Raw genomic sequence first — 20,312 nt, forward strand, 5'->3', positions numbered from 1 at the left:
TCGTGCCGCTACAGAATTAACATCATTAATATTTCATCATATAAATTGTTATCTCGTCCCGATTGTGGAACAGCTGCTTCGCCCGGATGATTTGGGCATGCTCGGCATATATCGCAGTCACATCGCGAATCGTCTGGAGCGGCTTTTTATGAATCAATTTTACTGTGACGAGAATCGTTCCCCCTGCAATCACCCCGTCCAGCAAGCGGATAACCATCTCCGCCGTTGCTTTGGGGCTCCAGCTCATATCGCAGACGAGCAGATCGAACTCGTTCGGCTCCACCGGGACATCCGCAGCATTCCGTTTCACATACGTCAACCGCGGATGCCCAAGCAAGCTGGGATGCATATTGGCCGGGTCGATCGCGGTTACATCCACTCCACGCTCCAGCAAAAGACTTGTCCACCCTCCCGGCGCGGCGCCGACGTCCAACGCATGCCGATATGCCGAGTAATCGAGGCCGAATGTCCGCTCCGCTTCCAACAACTTGAACTTGGCGCGGGAGATTTGCCCTTTCTCCCTCTGGAACCGCATCGCTCCGCCCGGCCAATCGGAGCCTACTTCCGTAGGAGTCATCATTCCGGCATAGATTGCCTCCTCGCCCATTACGACGGATACGATAACATGCGGTTCGGCCAGTACAGCCTCTCCTCCAAGGCGTTCGATTACGGAGAGGAGCGACTCCCGGATCGCCTTATCTTCCTCTATCCGCGCCCCGCCGGACCGAACATGGACGGCTACGCGCGTACCGACGCCGGCTTGGAGACCGGAGCGCGCACTCAACCGCTCCAGCCACGAGGCACACATCGCCTCCAGTTCTTGCGCTGGACCACTCGCCAGCCCCTCCTCGTGCTTGACCGCCAGGTGCACCGGCTGAATATGTCGGGCGAAGATCGGCAGCTCCTGCTGCCAGCGTTCTATCGCCTCAACAGAACCGGCCGGAAGCTCCATCAAAGCCATCTCGCCGGGGACGAGCAGGCGGCTCTTCAACTGACCGAAGCTTCTGCGCAGTTCCTCCTGCGCATACGAGATATAACCGTGATTGGAGGTGACAATCCAATGGGATGACGGTGTAAAATGTGACTCCAGAATCAATTCTTGTACGGATTCCACGTGGGCAAACCTCCAGCTTTGTTGCGAATCAATCGCTATAATAAATTTCAAAAAGATAACGCTCACGGAACCCGTATCCATGGGCGATCATTCGTCCAGTCTACCTGGACGCGCATATCAAAGGTCTCTGAGAGCAGCTCCGGAGTCATTACCTCGCGCTTCGGTTTGGACGCGATCATCCACCCTCATGCAGCAGCGCGACATGCGTGAACAACGGAATGTTTTCCTCCGATATGATGCGTCACGTAGACAATCCCGAGAGCAGCGCCATATCTTGAAGCAGCTTCTCCCGCTCATATATATCGAGGCCTGAACATGGCTCGTCCTTAATAAGCAGTTCAGGATCGCCCATCAGCGCGCGAGCCAGCATCCGTTCAGCAAGCCGGCACGTCCCACAAAAGGGGCTGTACACATAGAGAGCTTGCGAACTTCCCGCTGCCGCAGTCGGACGACCTGGCATAAATGCCTGATGCTCTTGCCCGCGAACCAGCTTCACTGCTTCTCCATCCTAATCCGCTCCAGCGTATCCCAACCCATGGGCCCGTTATGAAGCTTCACGGAGTCCGGCTTATGCTTATAAAGCTGCTCGTACATCCGTTGTCTTCCTTCCGGACAGGAAGTATGGAGATAGATTTCCTCCTGCGGATAGAGTCCGCGGCGCACCATTTCCAACACCAGATCCGTTCCCGTCGGCTCGTCCGGCCCCAGATCATGATCAAGCGATAAAATCCCGATTCGCTCCTCTTTCAGAAGCAGCAGACATTCCTCCATATTTCGGGCAAGCACGAATCCGCCCGGACAGCGCCGCCAGTCGTCCAGGTAAACATGAATCATCGCATTCCCTCTTTCCCTTCATCATGAAATCAATTGTTGTCGACCCGAACCGCCTGCTTCAGCCTGATCCACTCGGGAACATGTCCGCATTGGCCGCTGCCCGGCGTCTCCAGAATGAGCGGCTTGCCACGGATCCCTTTAGCCATGGCCAGGCAGGCCAACTCCTCGATGCCGATGTGCCCGTCTCCCAGATTAGCGTGTCGATCTTGGCGCGAAGCATAAACTTCTCTTGAATCGTTCAAATGAATGACCTGCATATGCTGCCAATAACCGAGCTCATGTCCTCTGGCGACCAATTCATCGGTCTTGGACGGGTTCCACAAGCCGCTGGCGAACGCATGGCAGGTATCGAAGCAATAACCGAGCTTATCGGAATAGCGGCTTAACTGCCTGATCTGGATAAGCTCCTCCAGCGTCACTCCGAGGCCGCCATGACTGCCCGCCTGATTCTCCAGCAGAAGCAGGGCTCGCCCGTTCCAGACGGCAAGCACCGTATCGATCGTGCGGATAATGTTCCCGTAGTTGCGCAGCAGAAGCTGCTCTCCGATAGCCTTGCCTTTGAACATGCCGAAATGGGCGACGACTCCAATCGATCCGCAGGCTTCGGCAATCATCAAATCATTCAACAGCGATTGAACCGTTGCCCGGAACCGCTCTGGCGCCTGTTCGGCATCGACCGTCAGATTCGTTGGATACGGGGTATGCACGACCGTATGAATCCCATGCCGCTCACATAGCTCCCGAGCCGCCTCCGCCTCATCCTCGTACCCGAGCTTGACGGACAAGACCCTCGGATTCTTGCTGAAATATTGATAGCAGCCAAGGCCGAACGCCGCCTGCAATCGTACCGCGTCACGCGCAGCATAGCTATAGCCGCCCCGCAGCGATAAATGACAACCGTATTGCAGCGCGAAGCTGCCGTCTCCCCTCCCCGGGAGACTAGAATTCATCCGCTGACGGCAGCGGCTGGCACTGCGGACAGTAATACGCAGGCTTCCGTTGAATCAGCACTTCTTCAATTGGCGTGCCGCAGCGCGGGCAAGGCTCTTCTGTCCTACCTGCGATTCCCCATGGAAGTGAAGCTGTGTTGCCATCTGCCGCCGCTCCGCCGCTCCCATCCTGCCGCTCGATCACTTCCTGAAGAATATGAATCATTGATAAATACAACCGGTCAAGCTCTTCTTCCTGTAGCCGATCAACCCGCACAGAGGGGTGAAGTCTGGCAGCAAACGCGATATTATCCGCATACCGGCTGTCAATCCCGGACAGCAGAGCGGGATTCATCAAGGCCGTCTTCAAAGTCGACCGCCGCTTCGTGAACCGTTGGCGGAACCGTTTCGCCGTTAAGTGGCGGGACAACGGATCAGGTCCTTGCCCCCGCTGCTGTTGATCCAACTCCTTCGCCGTCAGCAACAATAGCTGAAGTGACCGCGACTTGTCCACGGTCACCTCCACGCTGTCCAAGCACAGCGAAAATGCAGGCTTGCTGGCACTAGCGGCCGCATTCTGTTCCTCGTCCTCCGTACCGGCTTCGAACCTGTCAATATGAAGCTCATCCTCCTGGCCCAGCCGAAGCACCAGGCGCTGACCATTATCCAAATGAAAAATAAGATCCGTTCCTCTTCGTTCCACAAATAAAATTTGTCGGCCAAGAGCCAAATCGTGAATACGTTCCATTTCCACGTTCAGCCCGGATTGGCGCTGCATATCCAATCTTCGAATCCGTTGGTCTACCGTATTCTGATCCAGCCGTTTGCGGTAACCTTCGATCTCGGGAATTCCCGGCATCGAGCATCTTCCTTCCTATGTCTATAAATTAAAGTAGCTCATTCGTTATGATGCGCTTGTGCTAAGAACCACTGGCGCATCTCCTCCAGCGTATCGCATATGATATCGGGGTTGACTCCCGAGCGCTTCTGGTAATCTTCGCGGTTGTCCGCCGTCGTAATCCCTGTCAAGACAAGCGCCGTCCGGCAGCCCGCCTGATGACCTGCCAGCATATCCGTCATCATATTATCGCCGATGACAATGGCTTCCTCCGCACGGCAACCCAGCCGTTCCAGTGCGGCGTCCATGATGATGCGGCTCGGCTTGCCGATCACGACGGGTTCAGCCCCCGAGGCCGCCTGGATCGCCGCCCCGATCGAGCCGGCTCCAGGGGAGAATCCCCGATCGGAAGGAAGCATCAGATCCGGATTCGTCAGAATCGAAAGCGCTCCCTTGCGCACTGCGGCTGCGGCCGCTTCCAGTTTCGCATAGCTCACACTCCGATCAATTCCCTGAACGACGATATCAACCTCTTCATTCCATACGGCCTCCATATCCGCCGTCCACGCAATACCGGCATCCGTCAACGCTTGCTCCAGGCCCCGTTCCCCGATCAAAAATACGCGGCGGCCCGGAAATTTCTTCAAAATATACGATGCAGCAGCTTGCGCCGACGTGAGCACCTCCTCACTTTTTGCGTTGATTCCGAGCCCGTTCAGCATATCCGCAACTTCCTCCGGCGTGCGCGACGAGTTGTTCGTCACGAACTGATACGGAATTCGGAGCTGCTGCAGTGTCGAGACAAGCGCATCCGCTCCTTCAATCATGGTCGATCCGTGATACATCGTTCCATCCAGATCAATGCAAGCGTACCATTTTATTTCCATCATGATGCCTCCCATTCCTTTCTGCCTCACGCCGTAAGCAGTCATGGCTAGACCAGCCGCTCCCGGCCGGTACGGATAATATGATCCACCCACTGCTCCACCGCATAGCCGTCCGCCAAGGTCGGAGCGATATCCGGCCAGCGTTCATCTCCGGACAATCGCAAAATGAAATGATGAAGGGCCGCAAAGTGGCTGTCCTGAAACACGCCCATCGTCGCCTTTTCGTCCGGCAGCAAAGACAAGCTGTCCGGTTCAGGGAGCGCAGGCTGCTGTCTATTCAACAGATGAAGGGCCGGTATCTTATCCCGTTCCAGGTCGCATGTGATGCTTCCCTTCGTACCGACGATGTCTATACGGAACGTATCAGCTCCATAAGCAATCCGAGACACTTCAACCATCCCGTGAACGCCGCTCTCTGTCTTATAGGTCATGACGGCCCAATCATCGACGTGGATCGGGACGCGCTCTTCCGAGCCAGCGAACTTCGGCCGCTCCGGCACGAACGTATGTACATGACCATCCACGCTCGCGAAATCACCGAACCAGTAACGGATCAGATCAAGTGCATGCACGCCGATATCCGTAATGGCACCTCCGCCAGACAGCGAGTCGCTCAGCCTCCAGCTGAAAGGCCTCGATTCGCTCAAATATCCGGAGCGCAGATATGCGATTTTACATTGCAGGACATCGCCGACCAGCCCCGCTTCCAGCCAGGCGCGAATGCGCATGACAGCAGGATGATAGCGAAAGACAAATGCGAGCTGCTGCGGGTGCTGTGCAGGTATCTCCTCCACCAAATCCTTCGTCGCCTGCGCATTGTCCGTTACCGGCTTCTCACAATATACACCCTGCCGATAGGCGACAGCGGTTCGAACCTGATCCGCGTGCAGCGCATTCGGCGTACAAATGCTTACCGCATCGGAACCTTGGATCTGAAGCGCCTCTTCTAGCGAACTCGTGATATGGGCAAATCCAATGCGGCGTGCCTGGACCTTCACCTCTTCGGACCGTCTGGTGACCAACGCGTGAAGGGACAGTTCTACAGGCAGCCGCTTCACAATCGGCAGCGTTCTCAATGCGATCAAATGGGTTTTGGCGATCGTGCCGAACCCGAGTATAGAGAAACCAAGCTTCTGCATGGAGGATTCCACCTTTCCTTATTTCCGGCCTTCGCTGCCGATAGCTTGCAGGGAAATGCTCAACTTTGATCCATTGTAAAGAACCGCCATTCCGCTTGCAAGGCCGGATGCAGAATAATCCGTCCACTTTCGACAGTACGCCGGGTCGATCGGCGTCGAATTCCCTTCCATTTCTCCCGTTCCGTCCCGGCAGGAGCATCCTTTGTCAACTTGTGCGCTTTCCCGGAAAATAATCCGCCTTCACTTCCGGTTTCCGCCGTTCAGCTAGCGCACCGTGGAACGAGCTTCCCTAATCGACTATTGCTCCGTTTCCATCGCCAACGGAACGGCGAGAAGGTCGTCAGCGAGCACGGTGGGGAGAAAGATAGCCCTCGCCTCAGCCAGCAAACGGGCCAGCGTCTCCTCATCTTTGTAGCGCGAGCTGAAGTGGTTCAGCACCAGCTTGCCCGCACTGGCCTTCCGTGCGATGGCGGCCGCACCTGCGGCCGTGCTGTGGCCGTATTCATCCGCATGGCTGCGCTTGTCTTCCATGAACGTAGCTTCATGAACCAGAACATCCGTCCCTTCCGCCAACCGTACCGCGTTTTCGCACGGGCGCGTATCGCCTAAAATTGCAACCGCCTTCCCCGATATCGGTTCTCCCAGGACGGACGCCGCCGCAATGCGCCGCCCATCCGGCAGCACGACATCTTCACCGCGCTTCAGCTTCCCGTAGATCGGTCCGGGTTCGATGCCCATCCGCTCAAGCATCTCGATGCGCAGCTTGCCCGGACGGGCAAGCTCCTGTACCCGGTAGCCATAGGAAGGCACACGGTGATCCAGCGGCAGCGCGGTGACGCGAAAGCTGTCATCGGACCAGATCTCGCCCGGCTCGATCTCCTGGATATGCAGCGCATAGGGAAAATGAGTATCACACACTCGAAACGCGGTCTCCATGAATTCGCTTAGCCCTGCCGGTCCGAACACGGTCAACGGATCAACCCCGCCTTGATACGATCGGCTAGACAACAGCCCAGGCAGACCGAACAAATGATCTCCATGCAAATGCGTGATAAAGATGAACTCACACTTGCCAAGCTTCAATGGTGAACGGAGAACTTGATGCTGCGTCCCTTCACCGCAATCGAACATCCAGAACGTTCCCCGTTCTTCTTGCAGGCGCAGCACGAGGCTGCTTACATTCCGTCGGGTAGTCGGCATACCGGCCCCGGTGCCGAGAAAATAAAGATCCATGGCCCTGTTTTCCCCCCTTTACTTCATAATTTGAACCTCTCATGGCTAAAGCCACGAGATTCTTGGGTAGTCCGCTCTATTGAACAGAATGAGTACATGATGTACCACCAAGCTATCCCCGCAGTTCCTGCGGTTACTGCGATTCACTTTCTGATGAACATGGTCACAATCACTTTCAATTTTTGAAATCGTGAAATCATTTATCTGTAGCTATTTGATTGAGTACACATATCCTCTGCCATGTTTGACTTCTGCCATGCTATCCACCTCAAGTATATGATAACATATGTCAAATATTTTTCAAGTTATAACCGCTAAATATCAGTGTTTTTGTTAATAGATAAGTTAACATACGTCGGACCATTGACGTGTCAAAAGACACGCCTTGTCCGAGGCCGATTCATCTCATGACTGAAGTCACAAGTGTTCTCGGCTAATTCATAAAATAATCTCGGTTACTGATAGTACATTCATAGTAAGCTATACCCAACTGCGCTTCGTTCGATTCTGCCCTTGCCCCCACAAAACAAAACCACCGCACCAACCAATAGAGGAAGCGGTGCGGAGTTAGTATTTTGGATCAATTATGCGTATGCGGACAGCCTTCTAATGCCAAATCCACGTTGAAGTACGTTGCTTGCGGATGAGTGAATACGATCGCGGTGACGGATGCTTCCGGCTCCATCATGAAGCCTTCCGTCAAGTGCACGCCAATATCCTCCGGATGCATGAGGCGGAACAGCGGTTCCTGATCCTCCAGGTTCGGACAGGCTGGGTAACCGAACGACACCCGAATGCCCTGGTATCTGGCGCCGAACCGTTCCTTCATCGTCATCTCAGTGGGATCGGGGATGCCCCATACTTCCCGCATCTCATTGTTGTTGAACAAGCGGCCTACCTCTTCCATTCTTTTCATCAGCGGGCCATTTATCATGTCAAGTGGCGAATATTTCTCCAGGGCGAGCGTCAGATCCGGGATAAGTCCTTCCTTCGTGCCCTCCACTAGATATGAAGCAAGCCGTTCCTCCAATGGAGAGTCGTTCGTCTTCACTTTTTTATCTACCGTACGATTGCGGAACGCGGCCACGAATTCGGCAAGCGTCTCGTCATTCGTGTCGTAGAGAAGCGCTTCGGGCAGCTTCCGCTCATGCTCCGGTGTCGTTCCGCAGCAGCCACCCGCAGTATTCAACCAGCCCTGCTCGGCGAAAGTAGTGATTTTCCGAGCAAGCGATTTCGGGGATTCATGATAATGTCCGTTCTCGTCAGGTAGGCCTGCATTCGGGTAACAGCTGATCGCCGTGCGGCTAAGCGCGGAGAAAGAGCGCAAATGATCGCGCGTGAATTCCGGACCGGTCGCGCAGTTCAATCCAATCGACAACGGATTCAGATGCTCCAGCGAGATATTGAAGGATTCAATGTTCTGGCCGGCAAGAGTCGTTCCCATCGGCTCGATCGTGCCCGCGATTATGAACGGCAGCTTCTGCCCCGTTGTCTCCATCGCCCGTTGAATAGCATTTGAACCGGCCTTCACGTTCAGCTAGCACGATGCTGTTGGCACCGAAGGTGTTCGTCTCCAAAATGTCAGCCCGACTTCAAGGTATTGTTCGTGTATTCGTGAAATGACGTCGGGACGAGTCAGTACGAGCATTTCGGTGCATTCATCCAAATGTTCGCCTCCGGAATCTTCCGGCGATAAATCCGCCTGCTGAATATCGTCCCCATCGCACCGTCAAGAATGAGTATACGTACTTGAAGTCGCTCTTCAAATGTCGGTTACTTCATCCTTCTGCCCACTCTATGTCAAGCATTTAGAACCTAGTTTAACAGAAGCGCAATGTTTAGGAAAAACTTGTAATCTTTTCACTCGATACGCTCTTGCCCATTTATTTTCTGTATTTTAATGTATGATCATAATCATTCCGGTTGGGAACGTAAGGGTTGGTAAATGGTTGGAGATTCAGATTTGAAACACGAATGAAAAGAATACAGAAGAAGAAAATATTCGTAACTTCCTGGAGGGACAAGGCGTGCTGTACGAGCATTGGAATCCGAACAAACGAGACGCCTCCCTCCAAGACAAATTTGGCAAGTTCATACCCCATACCGAGAATGAGGTTAGAAGCCCTGCCGCCATAACAGTGCTTCCTGCTTTATGATTTGACTTCGAATTGCTTCTTCGGCATCGAATGCATATCCCGTGCCGTTACATGGGAGATCACATTGTAGGTGCCTGCTTTGTCAAACGTACGTTCGATTTGATATGTACCATCCTGTGTGAAGGAACCCTCGGCCTGCTGGTGCTGCTCTTCCCCTTTCAGCCAATACTCGAATTCCACTTTGTCCGCATCATCGACCGCTTGGTCGTTCTGCGTAACGCGGGCGGTTATCGTGGCAAGCTCATTCACTTTGACTTCCGTAGGAACCTGCAGGTCTACTTTAATCAAGTCCGGTACCGCCTCATCTTGCCCATGCGCTTCGTGCCCACTGTGATCGCCTGAGCCATTGTGGCTCGCACGCTCTCCGCCATTGCGATTTCCATTCCCGCAGCCTGCAGCGAAAATAAGCATCATGCATAGTGACAGCGCTAACATTACCTTCTTCATCATGCCCATTCACTCCTTAGCTATTTCCAACCTCTCTATGCATTCATTATAACAACAATACTCCGCAAGATATGACTCGAGCGGGCTAGATTTTGAGCGGTGATGTTGACGGGGTATGGCATTCATCACACCAACATTAGCGCAGGTCAGTGCAGCGGCCGTAACGTTTGACCCATCAAGCAACAAAGCCCGCCCTTAGGGCAGACATCCCATCATTTATTGGTTCTCTTTAACGCCGCTTGATTTATCTCTTCAATTACGCCCGTCAGTTCCATCAAGTTGGCTATTTGGTGTTCGGGCCGGATATTGCCGGTCAATGTTACGCCCTTGCGGTTGATCCAGGCATGGTGCATCCAGACATTCTGAGCCCCTAATATATCTGTAGTCAGTTTGTCCCCAACCATCAATCCTTCGCGAGGGCCGATGCCCAGCAAGGACATCGCATGGCGGAACAGGCTTGGCGCAGGCTTCCCTTCCGAATGATGGCCGGAGATCACGATATGATCGAAGAACGGAATGATATCCGGGATGCCATCAAGCTTGTCCTGCTGTAAATCCGGAGCCCCGTTCGTCAAGAGGAGCAACTGATAATGAGGCTTCAACGTTCGCAAAATATCATACGTCTCCTCATACACGTAAGAACGGGCCCGCCGTTCGCGCATGAAGCGATCCGCGAGCTCTGCTCCCAACGACCCATCATCGCAACCCGACTGGCGAAGACCGATCGTCCATGATGCGCTCCTGTAAGTCGGCGCCAACTGCTGCAGGCTGCGGAACTGCTCATGCTCTCCCCCGGTAAAATGCCCCCACAATGCCTCGAACGGATTGATGCCAATGTTGGTCGTGAAGGCGTAGGTTTCATAACTTTCATATAAAGATCTTGCAGCGTTTCGCACTTCAGTCTCCAATTGCTTCGCATCAACTCCCGCTTTGGAGTGTGCATATTGGCAAACGGCGGCAAAGGCTTCCCCTACACACCGCTCATCCCACAGGAGCGTGTCATCCAGATCGAATAATACGGCACGAATGGCCATCGCGTCTCCCCCTTGTCTCCACTCCCGGAAAACTATTTCTTCGGCTTCATGAAGACGACTTCGTCCGAATGCTCCGACTCAATGGACTTGTCGTCCTTGTCTGACGTAGAATTCTCTTCGTACGCTATCCGGTTCTGAGCAGCGAACTGCTGCAACTGCGCATGCATCGCTTCGATGTCATAGCGGTTCATCATTCGGGAGAACACCCAGTTCGAGCCTTTGCCGTTCTTTTCAATAATAAGGTAGCCAGGCTGATACGTTATTTTTTTGATGTCTTCCACTTTGAGCGTACGCAGCCGATTCCATTTGGTCGTGCTTAGTTCGTCTTTCGTTATCCGTAAAAAAGGCCGGCGCAAAAACAGCATCAGCGCCAATGCCAAATAACATATAACAGTTACCCAGTACAGCGGCGGGTTCGTGCCTACAGTGCCAAGCAGCGCATAAAAGATCGTAAACCCGGTCAATATCAATGGAAGAATAAAATTCCGACCCTTAAATTCATCAAACGCAACCGAATAGGAATTGATCCCCGGCTTGCCCTGCTTTTTGCGTTGCTTGTTCAACTGAGCGCTATTGCGCCGTACTTGACGTTCCCAACTACGCGACATCCTATCCAGACCTCCTATATGCTGAACACTCTAATGAACGATGCTTCCCGGTTGATTGTTCTGGTCGCCCTCTTCGTCTTCCACATAGCGAATGCTGTCCAACTTATTGCGTACCTGCTGCCGGAACAATACGAGATATTGCTCTCTTAGCGTGGCCCGTTCCGCAAGTTCCTCTGAGTTCAGCCCTACGCTCTTATCCTTGCGGGCCAGCTCATTGATGCGCGCGATTAATTTATCCATGTTCATCTTGTACCCTCCATACACTGGTGCATAACTCCTACTTTGACATGCTGCATCAGTCTTGTCAAGCAAGCGACAGCCGAAGAAAACAAGAAGCAACGCCTTCGTCCTCAACAGGAGAGATAAGCACTGCTGTGAGAAATATGCTCCCAACACAATGGTAGTATCGTCAAGAAATAATCGGCACAACAATGATGATACCGGATTGGAGCATTTGTCCGCTTAAATTATTCAATTGAATAATCTTATATATGTACTCTCGGGTATCCATTCCGTTCGGTTTGTATTCCGTTGCGATCTTCCACAGGCTATCCCCAGGCTGAACAAGTACGCGCTCCGTAACTACAGAAGGCTGTTCGGATACCCTGTCATCATCCCCCCATGCTTGTATAATTCCCGCACACAAAAGAAATAGCAAGCCGAAGAGCAATAGCGCTCGAATCAATTTCCTACTATTATATTGGTTCTGGTTTAATGGTTGATACATAGATGGTCTTGCTTCTGTTCGATATGCATAATTCCGTCTCGGGTTATATGTCACCTGACTCATGTTCGCCCACTCCCCAAACACTTGTTCTACTCTTGTTGTCCATAATGTAACACGAACATACGTTCAGGTCAACAACTATTTACGGAACATGAGTTCTCTTTTTTATTCCCCGAATCCCAATATGTGACGTTTTCAAAAGAAAAACGAAAATACCGCATAAAATAAAGCTTTTTTAGAACTTACGTTTGTGCGAACGGAGGTTCCATGGTATAATTTTGACAAAAGAGCATTCATTGGAGTTGATATCTTTGTCTAAAATATCAAGTCGACAACAAGCGATCCTTGATTTTATACGTGAAGAAGTCCGCACCAAGGGCTATCCTCCCTCCGTGAGAGAAATCGGGGAAGCTGTCGGCCTCGCATCGAGTTCAACGGTGCACGGTCATCTGGACCGGCTAGAGAAGAAAGGCTTTATCCGCCGGGACCCGACGAAACCAAGAGCAATCGAACTGCTCAGCGAACAGTCGGATCGCCATTCGGAGTTCAGCCATGCCGTAGCACACGTTCCCGTCATCGGGAAAGTAACGGCCGGCGAACCGATTACGGCAACAGAGAACATCGAAGATTATTTCCCTCTTCCAGTGCATATGGTGGGAGATGATGACAACATCTTTATGCTATCCGTTGTCGGAGACAGCATGATTGAAGCCGGTATACATAACGGAGACTACGTTATCGTCCGCCAGCAGCTGACAGCGGATAACGGCGATATTGTCGTGGCCATGACCGAGGAGAACGAAGCAACGGTGAAGACCTTCTACAAGGAACGCGATCATATCCGCCTTCAACCGGAGAATCCAATATTTGAGCCGATCCGGTTGATGCATGTGACGATCTTGGGAAAAGTGATTGGGTTGTTCCGTGATTTTCATTAACACTTGCAGCCTATGGGAACAAAGGTGGAGAAGCCGCTTTGAATACAGCATTTCTGTATTCGGAAGCGGCTTTTTGACGTGTCTGGCCACATACTGTGATTCATTCCGGAGCGATGTGGTAAGTTGCGTTACATGGTGAACTTGCAGCATCCGCAGGAGCGCATCGAAGGCATTTCGGACGAACAGCTTCAACGCACATTCAAAAACTAACGTATTTGCCATATTCTATCTGAGGAAGGCGGCAATATCCCAATTGAAGCAGGAATCCGGCGCTATCATTAACACCGCTTCCGTCACCGCGTATCGCAGAAACGCAAATTTGTTGGACGATTCAGCGATCAAGGGCGCGATTGTCGCCTTCACTCGCTCCCTGTCAGTGAATTTGTCACCGGATAGATTCTGCATGTTAACGCGGCGAAATCCTTAATGGATAACAAACCCATGCTTAGTTGATTATGAAGACAAGCAGTCGATCTGGCACCGTAACCCGTTACTTATGCCAGCAGGACTCGATATTTTGATAGGCGACAGCCGAATTGATCCTCTCCCAAGAGGATCAACATTGCTCAAGTGGACAGTGAAAAAGTCAAAAGGTCGAGTACAGGAGCAAATGTAACCCCTGACTCGACCTTCTTTCGAATTTACCGTCATCTCACAGGTAGAAAAAAACTACTTTTGGGACAGCTTCCTCTTACAAAAGGTTACCTTTCATCACAAATCCGAAAAGCACTGTCTCATCAGGACCTATTAATAAATAAATGCTCGGGAAACGATGACAAGCAGAATAAACAACACCAAAATTACACCTGTCGACGTCCAGAGACCTCCAACACCACAAGTAACTCCACTCATTTGAGTTACCTCCTTTCTCTTGGTACTCCATAATATTAGAATTACGGACGATTTGACTTGACGATAACCCATATGCTCAACATTTGGGCCGTTTATGCGAACGACTCTCTCCTTGCAGCCGCGGCTGCTCAAGGTGCACAGATGTTAACCGGATAGCCTTACCATATCGGTTATTTTGATCTACTGCCTTGCCACGCCCCAGTATTACAACAGTGACCTTGCTGCTCTCAGAAACCAAAGTGTTAGGATATAGCCTTCATATAAGTTTCCCCCAGCTTTAGCACAATCATTTAAGGCAATCACTCATATTGTAATATAGAAAGGAGGTGGCTTGAATGAGACATCATCGCAGAACAGTCACTGTTGTTCTTAGACGAGGTCAGAGAGTTTTGGTAGTGTGTAAAAAACGTAGAAGACAATGTTGTTTCTAATTTACTCATTTCTGTGGAGCACCGTAGATCCTTAGGGCGGTGCTCCATTCCCTTCCTTTCGCCCTAATCGGGGTTTTCCCATGGGGGGCCTTACCCCCACATTCCTGAAAATTGGCCAAAAAAGCCTGATCGTCTACCCGCTTCTTTCCAAACGCACGTAGAGCGTGAACTTCGATAGATGATAACGGATGTTGCCGATGCATGGCATGGAACTTCGGAATTCTCAACCAGCGTCCAATCGCGATACGTGAAGATTGACAGTGGAAGCCAGCGATTTCGTACTGCCGCTATGCGGTCGATTTTGTGTAATGCGGCCGGGCAAGGTCGTCAATTCTAGTGGGTGGCAGTCCCATCAGGATAATGCCTAACCAGCAGTCCTGTAGCTAGTTCTTGGAGGTTACCCGGTAACGGATAACATTAAAGCGTAGAACGGCAAAATAACGGGCCGAAAGCGAAAGCTGAAGTGATGGAACCTCGAAAAATAAGTGGAGACAGGCCGATGTGGTTACACATACAGAAGGCGAAACGCATTCAAGCGCAAAGGTGAGTTTGAATGGGCACTCCGGGGTCTAAGAGCTTGGCACGTTACAAACAGAGAATGAGCGGGAACCCGGGAGCCCTTATCTCTTCCTGGAACCAGCGGGTATGCCGTACAAGTGAAAACCAAGCAAGGAAAGCAAAAGAGAGATAGGGAGTCGGATGGCTGAATAGTATCGAAGAAGCTGCGTAATGGCAGCGGAGAAAAGGAAGCCACATCAGAAGACCGAGACAAAGGACACAATTCCCACACGCAGAGGTGGAAGTGAATTGAAAACAAAACTTGTTAAGATAGCACAAGTAGCAAGAGAACGACCAAAAGAGCAGTTTACAAGCCTGATCCACCTTCTGGACGAAAAGGCATTGCACATGTGTCACCAGGAACTGAAAGGAAATAAGGCTGTTGGTGTGGACGAGGTTACGAAAGCGAAGTACGAGGAAAACCTGGACATAAACATAAGGAATCTCCATCAATCCTTGCTTAAAATGGCTTACAAACCTCAGCCCGTTAGAGGAGTGTATATCCCTAAACCACTTGGAATCCTCTTTTGGATTTCGGCCTGGACGTGGATGTCATGATGCACTGCGAACACTACACACAATCATCATGACGAAGAAAACGAACTGGATTGTGGATGCGGATATAGCAGGATTCTTTGATCATGTCGATCATAACTGGATGATGAAATGCTTAGAGGTACGAATCAAGGACCGTAAACTCTTACGACTGATTCAGCGTATGCTCAAAGCAGGAATAATGGAGGAAGGAAGGAGCCGGCAGACAGAGCAAGGCACGCCACAGGGAGGAATTATCTCACCCGTACTCGCTAATATCTACCTACATTACGTACTGGACTTATGGTTCGAGAAACGAATGAAGAAGCAATACAGAGGCCAGACCTATATGGTTCGATATGAGAATGATTTTGTATGTTGTTTCCAAACGGAAGGCGAGGCAAGAAACTTCTACCTGCAACTCAAGGACAGGCTTAAGAAGTTCAACCTGGAGGTCAAATCAATGTTAGCTCAACTCAAAGCAAAACTCGTTGGACACTACAGATATTACGGTATCACCGACAATGGGCCAATGCTGTCGAGATACGGGTACGGTACAATGAAGCTACTATTTTAATGGTTGAATCGAAGAAGTCAAAGAAACAGCTATACTTAGGAGAAATTCTTATTGCTAATGAAAGCCAATCCACTACCAAAACCAAGAATACATTCGAGTGTATTTTGACGGAACGGGATCCGTGTGAAACTTCTGATGAGGAGCCGTGTGCGTAAATAGCGCAAGCACGGTTCTGCGAGGGGGGAGCGTACAATCCAGTGAAGAAAGGCGCTCCTCTACTCTACAACTCTTGACAGATCCTTTCTCAACGGATCCTTTACATTATAAATTAAACCTAACTTATTTCAACCTCTCTTTCCTTTGCGTCCCATCCAATCACTTGAGCTGCACGAGTACAATATTAAACACCACATCAAGCCATATTTCAAAGAAATTTTATTAAAAGATGTAAAGCCGCTGATGTACCAGAAATTCATTAACTACATTCTTGAAAAAGGGTACAGCAGAAGAACTACGGAACTCGTTCATTCTACGATGCATAACTGCATACAGAAAGCTTGTTTGCTTGGAAAGCTTGAAAAGAATCCGTGTGTGGGCGTTGAGTTCAAGGGAGCTAAAAAAAGGGAAGGTATAAAGTATATCGAATCAAGCGATATTCCGGGTTTCCTGCAAACAGCACACGAATACGGATATATTTACTGGATATTCTTCAAGCTACTCATCGAGACCGGTATGCGTAAAGGTGAGGCGGCCGCACTTAAATGGAGCGACATCGACTTCAAGAGCAAGACAATTTCAATTAACGAAACCTTGGACTTCACGCGAAGGATAAAAGCGAACTGTTTGGAGATACGAAAACAATTCGATCCACACGCACAATTACCATGAGTCAATCGCTGACTAATGACTTGCGGTATCATATGAACTGGCAAAACCAGAAACTCGCTCTTCATGGCGCATACCACCGCGATCTGAATTTGGTGCTCTGCCGGGAAGACGGTAATTTCATGCCAAAATCATCACTCTTTAATGCGTTCTCTAAGATTCTGAAGCGTGCAGGATTACCGTCGTTGCCGATCCATTCACTGCGTCACACCCACGCCGTCATTTTGCTTGAGATCGGAGCCGATATGAAGTACGTCCAGGAGCGGCTCGGACATGGGAGTATTCAGATTACATCGGACGTGTATTCTCACATATCCAAAAAACTTGAAGCGGAAAATATGAAGAGATATGAGGAGAACACACAACAAATATTTCGCCCATAAATTTTTGGGGGCGTTTTGGGGGCATCACCCTGAACGCCGCTAAAATCCTCTCCATGCCCCCCACACTAAAAATCCCCAGAAGCCTTACGGCTCTAGGGATTAAGCTATTAATATAAGGTCATATATTGATCGCGTTCCCACTGATGAACCTGTGTTCTATACATATCCCACTCGATTTCCTTCAGCTCCATGAAGTGCTGCAACGCATGCTCGCCAAGCGCATCGCAAATGATCTTATCGCGGACCAGTGCTTCCAGCGCTTCTTTGAGGCTGGATGGCAAGCTTGGGATGCCTTCCGCATCGCGCTCTTCGTCCGTCATCACGTAGATGTTTCGGTCGGTCGGCGCCGGCAGATCGGAATTTTGCTTGATGCCGTCCAATCCGGCCTTCAGAATGGCGGCCAACGCCAAATACGGGTTAGCTGATGGATCCGGGTTGCGCACCTCGATACGCGTGCTGAGACCGCGGGATGCCGGAATGCGGACCATCGGGCTGCGGTTGCTTCCGGACCAGGCGACATAGCACGGAGCCTCGTATCCCGGAACGAGCCGCTTGTAGGAGTTAACCGTCGGATTCGTAATAGCCGCGAAGCCGCGGGCATGCTTCAACACCCCGGCCATGAAGCTGCGGGCATCGTCGCTTAAGCCCAGCTTATCCTTCTCGTCATAGAACGCATTCTCCTTGCCCTGGAACATCGAAATGTTGCAGTGCATGCCGGAACCGTTCACGCCGAACAGCGGCTTCGCCATGAAGGTAGCGTGCAGGCCATGCTGGCGCGCAATCGTCTTCACGACGAGCTTAAAGGTCTGAATCTGGTCGGCGGCCTTGATGGCGTTCGCGTATTTGAAATCAATCTCATGCTGCCCCGGTGCCACTTCATGGTGGGACGCTTCGATCTCAAAGCCCATTTCCTCCAGCTTCAATACAATCTCGCGGCGGCAGTTCTCTCCGAGATCCGTCGGGGCCAAATCGAAATAACCGCCCTGATCGTTCAACTCCATCGTCGGATTGCCCTTCTCATCTGTTTTGAATAGGAAAAACTCCGGCTCCGGCCCGACATTCATCGCCGTATAACCCATTTCTTCCGCTTCCTTCAGCGCCCGCTTCAGAATGCCGCGCGGACATCCGGCGAATGGAACTCCGTCTGTTGTATATACGTCACAAATCAACCGCGCGACTCGATCTTCCGTTACCCATGGGAACACTACCCAAGTTTCCAAATCAGGCACCAGATACATATCTGATTCTTCAATTCGCACATAACCTTCGATGGAAGAGCCGTCAAACATCATTTTGTTGTCCAGCGCCTTGTTCAATTGGCTTACCGGGATCTCCACATTTTTGATCGTTCCCAGCAAATCCGTAAATTGAAGCCGGATAAATCGTACATTTTGTTCTTCCGCGATGCGTACAATATCTTCTCTGGTGTATCCCACAGGGTAACATCTCCTTCTTGTGAACCTGGATTAGATTAGCATGATCATTTCGTAAAGAAACGGGACAGTTCACCTTGAATCAACGACACTTGACCCGGTCTCTTTCCAGAAATGAGCTGCTGCTTCAGCATTCGATGCAGTTGAATATCCGACAGTTCCTTGCGTTTACTTTCCGAATCTTCGCTTAACACGGTCGCCTCCTCTGATTCCTTGGAGACCGGATGAAGCATTTGCTTGATCCCGGCGATATTCACACCCTTCTCAATAAGCGCCTTAATTTCCAGCAGCCGCTCCACGTCATTGAATGAGAATAGACGCTGGTTGCCGGACGTGCGTGCAGGCATAATCAATTCATGCTGCTCGTAGTAACGAATCTGCCTTGCGGTCAAATCCGTCAGCTTCATTACGATGCCGATTGGAAACAAAGCCATATTTCTGCGAATTTCATCCCCCACCGCTCATCAACCTTCCTCTGATGCTCACTTGCTTCCCTACATTGTATCTCCCGTTCAAATAGGTGTCAACAGATGTCAGGAAAACTGACAGAAATATCAGAACCGCTTCAACAGTCCCAGCTCTACCATGGCGGATAGTGCGGTCATCGCTCCCAGCTTCGCATGGGCATAAGTCAATCCGCCCTGCATGTATGCCGTATAGGGTTCCCGTATCGGCGCATCCGCAGACAACTCCAGGCTGCCGCCCTGGATGAAGGTACCTGCCGCCATAATGACCGAATGATCGTAGCCGGGCATATCCCATGGTACCGGCACGACATGGGCGTCGACGGCTGACGCCTTTTGGATCCCTTGCACGAAGGCGATAAGATGCTCGGCGGAATCGAAGCGGATCGCCTGGATGAGATCCGTCCGCGGTGCCGACCAGTGTGGGGACGATTGGAATCCAAGCTCCTCGAACATGGCCGCCGCGAAGACGCTGCCGCGCACGGCTTGTCCCACGATACTCGGCGCAAGGAACAGCCCTTGGTACATGGCGCGCGTCATGCCAAGCATCGCCCCGACTTCTCCCCCGATCCCTGGGGCGGACAGACGCGCCGCCGCTGCTTCCACGAGGCGCCGCTTACCAGCGATGTAGCCTCCGGTCTCAGCGATGCCGCCCCCCGGATTTTTGATAAGCGAACCGGCAATAAGATCCGCCCCGACCTCCGTCGGCTCCAGCCGTTCCGTAAATTCGCCGTAGCAGTTATCGACGAACACGATCGCATCCGGGAGCAGCCGCTTGACTTGGGCAACCATGTCCGCGATCTCATCGACGTAAAACGATGTCCGCCAGGCGTAGCCGCGCGATCGCTGAATGCCTATCACCTTGGTGCGCGGCGAGATCCGCCGCTCGGCCTCCGTCCAATTGACTCGGCCCTCATCCGTCAGCTCCACCTCGTCGTAATGAATGCCCCAGTCGCGAAGCGAGCCGGTCCCGTCGCCTTCCTCTCCAATCACCTTGTGCAGCGTATCGTAAGGTGTTCCGGTAATATACAACAGCTCATCGCCCGGGCGAAGCACCGCGAATAAAGCGGTCGCGATCGTATGCGTTCCCGATACAAAATGAGGCCGTACTAGCGCCGCCTCCGCGCCGAATACGTCGGCATAGACCTCATCCAGTACTTCTCTGCCCCGATCATTGTAGCCGTAGCCCGTCGATCCGGCAAAATGAAAATCGCTTACCTGATGACGCTGAAAAGCTTGTATAACCTTCCACTGGTTCTGTTCCACAATCGACTCGATGGCTCGGACCCGATCCTTGATTTGCTCCTCTATCCGTTCTGCCAGCCTCATCATCTCAACTGAAAATTGCATGTTCCATTCATTCCCCTTGTT

At 51.5% G+C, this 20,312-nt stretch carries 20 protein-coding genes and 4 pseudogenes; 5 read left to right on the top strand and 19 right to left on the bottom strand.

Annotated elements, in window-relative coordinates; translation table 11 throughout:
• Positions 1-25: 25 nt before the first annotated feature.
• The 15 genes and pseudogenes from PPOP_RS00210 to PPOP_RS00280 form a co-directional block, all read right to left on the bottom strand.
• Positions 26-1,114, bottom strand: a complete 1,089-nt coding sequence (locus PPOP_RS00210; RefSeq protein WP_006283932.1) for an SAM-dependent methyltransferase — start codon at positions 1,112-1,114, stop codon at positions 26-28.
• 241 nt (positions 1,115-1,355) lie between these two features.
• Positions 1,356-1,610 (bottom strand): hypothetical protein, encoded by a 255-nt coding sequence (locus PPOP_RS23215; protein WP_006283933.1) that lies wholly within the window; start codon positions 1,608-1,610, stop codon positions 1,356-1,358.
• Complete coding sequence (locus PPOP_RS00225) at positions 1,607-1,948, bottom strand: cyclic-phosphate processing receiver domain-containing protein (RefSeq protein WP_006283934.1); 342 nt, start codon at positions 1,946-1,948, stop codon at positions 1,607-1,609. Before PPOP_RS00225 ends, PPOP_RS23215 begins: the two co-directional genes overlap by 4 nt.
• Before the next feature lie 29 nt (positions 1,949-1,977).
• Positions 1,978-2,898, bottom strand: a complete 921-nt coding sequence (locus PPOP_RS00230) for a deoxyribonuclease IV (RefSeq protein WP_006283935.1) — start codon at positions 2,896-2,898, stop codon at positions 1,978-1,980.
• On the bottom strand, positions 2,888-3,736 hold the full coding sequence (locus PPOP_RS00235) for a DNA-formamidopyrimidine glycosylase family protein (RefSeq protein WP_006283936.1): 849 nt from the start codon (positions 3,734-3,736) through the stop codon (positions 2,888-2,890). Before PPOP_RS00235 ends, PPOP_RS00230 begins: the two co-directional genes overlap by 11 nt.
• Positions 3,737-3,774: 38 nt before the next feature.
• Positions 3,775-4,605, bottom strand: a complete 831-nt coding sequence (locus tag PPOP_RS00240; RefSeq protein WP_006283937.1) for a TIGR01457 family HAD-type hydrolase — start codon at positions 4,603-4,605, stop codon at positions 3,775-3,777.
• Positions 4,606-4,649: 44 nt separating this feature from the next.
• A complete protein-coding gene (locus PPOP_RS00245) occupies positions 4,650-5,741 on the bottom strand; it encodes a Gfo/Idh/MocA family protein (protein ID WP_006283938.1) in 1,092 nt (363 codons plus the stop codon).
• Positions 5,742-6,038: 297 nt separating this feature from the next.
• Positions 6,039-6,974: a ribonuclease Z gene (rnz, locus tag PPOP_RS00250; protein ID WP_042226727.1), complete on the bottom strand. Its 936-nt coding sequence runs from the start codon at positions 6,972-6,974 to the stop codon at positions 6,039-6,041.
• 153 nt (positions 6,975-7,127) lie between these two features.
• Positions 7,128-7,200: pseudogene (locus PPOP_RS25640) on the bottom strand (IS200/IS605 family transposase); the annotation flags it as partial.
• 354 nt (positions 7,201-7,554) lie between these two features.
• A pseudogene (locus PPOP_RS00255) lies at positions 7,555-8,696 on the bottom strand (homocysteine S-methyltransferase family protein).
• A gap of 428 nt (positions 8,697-9,124) precedes the next feature.
• Positions 9,125-9,580, bottom strand: a complete 456-nt coding sequence (locus tag PPOP_RS00260; RefSeq protein ID WP_148277779.1) for a FixH family protein — start codon at positions 9,578-9,580, stop codon at positions 9,125-9,127.
• A 209-nt stretch (positions 9,581-9,789) separates the two neighbouring features.
• Positions 9,790-10,611 carry an HAD family hydrolase gene (locus tag PPOP_RS00265; RefSeq protein WP_006283943.1) on the bottom strand — a complete coding sequence of 274 codons (822 nt, stop codon included), beginning with the start codon at positions 10,609-10,611 and terminating at the stop codon, positions 9,790-9,792.
• A gap of 32 nt (positions 10,612-10,643) precedes the next feature.
• Positions 10,644-11,219, bottom strand: coding sequence for a hypothetical protein (locus PPOP_RS00270; RefSeq protein ID WP_006283944.1), 576 nt, complete (start codon positions 11,217-11,219; stop codon positions 10,644-10,646).
• A 30-nt stretch (positions 11,220-11,249) separates the two neighbouring features.
• The gene (locus PPOP_RS00275; RefSeq protein ID WP_042226730.1) at positions 11,250-11,465 is read right to left on the bottom strand and encodes a DUF896 domain-containing protein; all 216 of its coding nucleotides are present in this window, start codon (positions 11,463-11,465) and stop codon (positions 11,250-11,252) included.
• Positions 11,466-11,628: 163 nt separating this feature from the next.
• Positions 11,629-12,009, bottom strand: coding sequence for a LysM peptidoglycan-binding domain-containing protein (locus tag PPOP_RS00280; RefSeq protein ID WP_006283946.1), 381 nt, complete (start codon positions 12,007-12,009; stop codon positions 11,629-11,631).
• 248 nt (positions 12,010-12,257) lie between these two features.
• Between PPOP_RS00280 and lexA the strand changes: the two genes are divergently transcribed.
• Both lexA and PPOP_RS19740 read left to right on the top strand, forming a co-directional pair.
• Positions 12,258-12,884: a transcriptional repressor LexA gene (gene lexA, locus PPOP_RS00285; protein ID WP_006283947.1), complete on the top strand. Its 627-nt coding sequence runs from the start codon at positions 12,258-12,260 to the stop codon at positions 12,882-12,884.
• 111 nt (positions 12,885-12,995) lie between these two features.
• Positions 12,996-13,272, top strand: a pseudogene (locus PPOP_RS19740) (SDR family NAD(P)-dependent oxidoreductase); the annotation flags it as partial.
• Between the two features lie 359 nt (positions 13,273-13,631).
• On the opposite strand, the gene PPOP_RS23670 reads toward PPOP_RS19740, so the two are convergent.
• Positions 13,632-13,736 carry a sporulation protein YjcZ gene (locus tag PPOP_RS23670; RefSeq protein WP_234399621.1) on the bottom strand — a complete coding sequence of 35 codons (105 nt, stop codon included), beginning with the start codon at positions 13,734-13,736 and terminating at the stop codon, positions 13,632-13,634.
• 1,160 nt (positions 13,737-14,896) lie between these two features.
• Between PPOP_RS23670 and PPOP_RS23675 the strand changes: the two genes are divergently transcribed.
• The 3 genes and pseudogenes from PPOP_RS23675 to PPOP_RS26285 all read left to right on the top strand — a co-directional run.
• Positions 14,897-15,283, top strand: coding sequence for a reverse transcriptase family protein (locus PPOP_RS23675; protein ID WP_006283948.1), 387 nt, complete (start codon positions 14,897-14,899; stop codon positions 15,281-15,283).
• On the top strand, positions 15,240-15,836 hold the full coding sequence (locus tag PPOP_RS23680) for a reverse transcriptase domain-containing protein (RefSeq protein WP_234399622.1): 597 nt from the start codon (positions 15,240-15,242) through the stop codon (positions 15,834-15,836). The genes PPOP_RS23675 and PPOP_RS23680 overlap by 44 nt, the downstream gene beginning before the upstream one ends.
• Before the next feature lie 315 nt (positions 15,837-16,151).
• Positions 16,152-17,044 (top strand): annotated as a pseudogene (locus PPOP_RS26285) (tyrosine-type recombinase/integrase); the annotation flags it as partial.
• 107 nt (positions 17,045-17,151) lie between these two features.
• On the opposite strand, the gene glnA reads toward PPOP_RS26285, so the two are convergent.
• The 3 genes from glnA to PPOP_RS00315 form a co-directional block, all read right to left on the bottom strand.
• Entirely contained in the window at positions 17,152-18,480 is a 1,329-nt protein-coding gene (gene glnA / locus PPOP_RS00305) for a type I glutamate--ammonia ligase (RefSeq protein WP_006283952.1), read from the bottom strand.
• Positions 18,481-18,524: 44 nt separating this feature from the next.
• Positions 18,525-18,935 (bottom strand): MerR family transcriptional regulator, encoded by a 411-nt coding sequence (locus PPOP_RS00310; protein ID WP_006283953.1) that lies wholly within the window; start codon positions 18,933-18,935, stop codon positions 18,525-18,527.
• A 96-nt stretch (positions 18,936-19,031) separates the two neighbouring features.
• Positions 19,032-20,291: a methionine gamma-lyase family protein gene (locus PPOP_RS00315; RefSeq protein WP_042226736.1), complete on the bottom strand. Its 1,260-nt coding sequence runs from the start codon at positions 20,289-20,291 to the stop codon at positions 19,032-19,034.
• Positions 20,292-20,312: the final 21 nt, after the last annotated feature.

It is taken from the genome of Paenibacillus popilliae ATCC 14706 (assembly GCF_000315235.1).
Classification (GTDB): Bacteria; Bacillota; Bacilli; order Paenibacillales; family Paenibacillaceae; genus Paenibacillus_B; species Paenibacillus_B popilliae.

Coding starts and splice junctions, on each gene's coding strand:
- PPOP_RS00225 (WP_006283934.1), bottom strand. CDS start 1,948: ATGATTCATGTTTACCTGGACGACTGGCGGCGCTGTCCGGGCGGATTC.
- PPOP_RS00230 (WP_006283935.1), bottom strand. CDS start 2,898: ATGAATTCTAGTCTCCCGGGGAGGGGAGACGGCAGCTTCGCGCTGCAA.
- PPOP_RS00235 (WP_006283936.1), bottom strand. CDS start 3,736: ATGCCGGGAATTCCCGAGATCGAAGGTTACCGCAAACGGCTGGATCAG.
- PPOP_RS00240 (WP_006283937.1), bottom strand. CDS start 4,605: ATGATGGAAATAAAATGGTACGCTTGCATTGATCTGGATGGAACGATG.
- PPOP_RS00245 (WP_006283938.1), bottom strand. CDS start 5,741: ATGCAGAAGCTTGGTTTCTCTATACTCGGGTTCGGCACGATCGCCAAA.
- rnz (WP_042226727.1), bottom strand. CDS start 6,974: ATGGATCTTTATTTTCTCGGCACCGGGGCCGGTATGCCGACTACCCGA.
- PPOP_RS00260 (WP_148277779.1), bottom strand. CDS start 9,580: ATGATGAAGAAGGTAATGTTAGCGCTGTCACTATGCATGATGCTTATT.
- PPOP_RS00265 (WP_006283943.1), bottom strand. CDS start 10,611: ATGGCCATTCGTGCCGTATTATTCGATCTGGATGACACGCTCCTGTGG.
- PPOP_RS00270 (WP_006283944.1), bottom strand. CDS start 11,219: ATGTCGCGTAGTTGGGAACGTCAAGTACGGCGCAATAGCGCTCAGTTG.
- PPOP_RS00275 (WP_042226730.1), bottom strand. CDS start 11,465: ATGAACATGGATAAATTAATCGCGCGCATCAATGAGCTGGCCCGCAAG.
- PPOP_RS00280 (WP_006283946.1), bottom strand. CDS start 12,009: ATGAGTCAGGTGACATATAACCCGAGACGGAATTATGCATATCGAACA.
- PPOP_RS23670 (WP_234399621.1), bottom strand. CDS start 13,736: ATGAGTGGAGTTACTTGTGGTGTTGGAGGTCTCTGGACGTCGACAGGT.
- PPOP_RS23675 (WP_006283948.1), top strand. CDS start 14,897: ATGGCAGCGGAGAAAAGGAAGCCACATCAGAAGACCGAGACAAAGGAC.
- PPOP_RS00315 (WP_042226736.1), bottom strand. CDS start 20,291: ATGCAATTTTCAGTTGAGATGATGAGGCTGGCAGAACGGATAGAGGAG.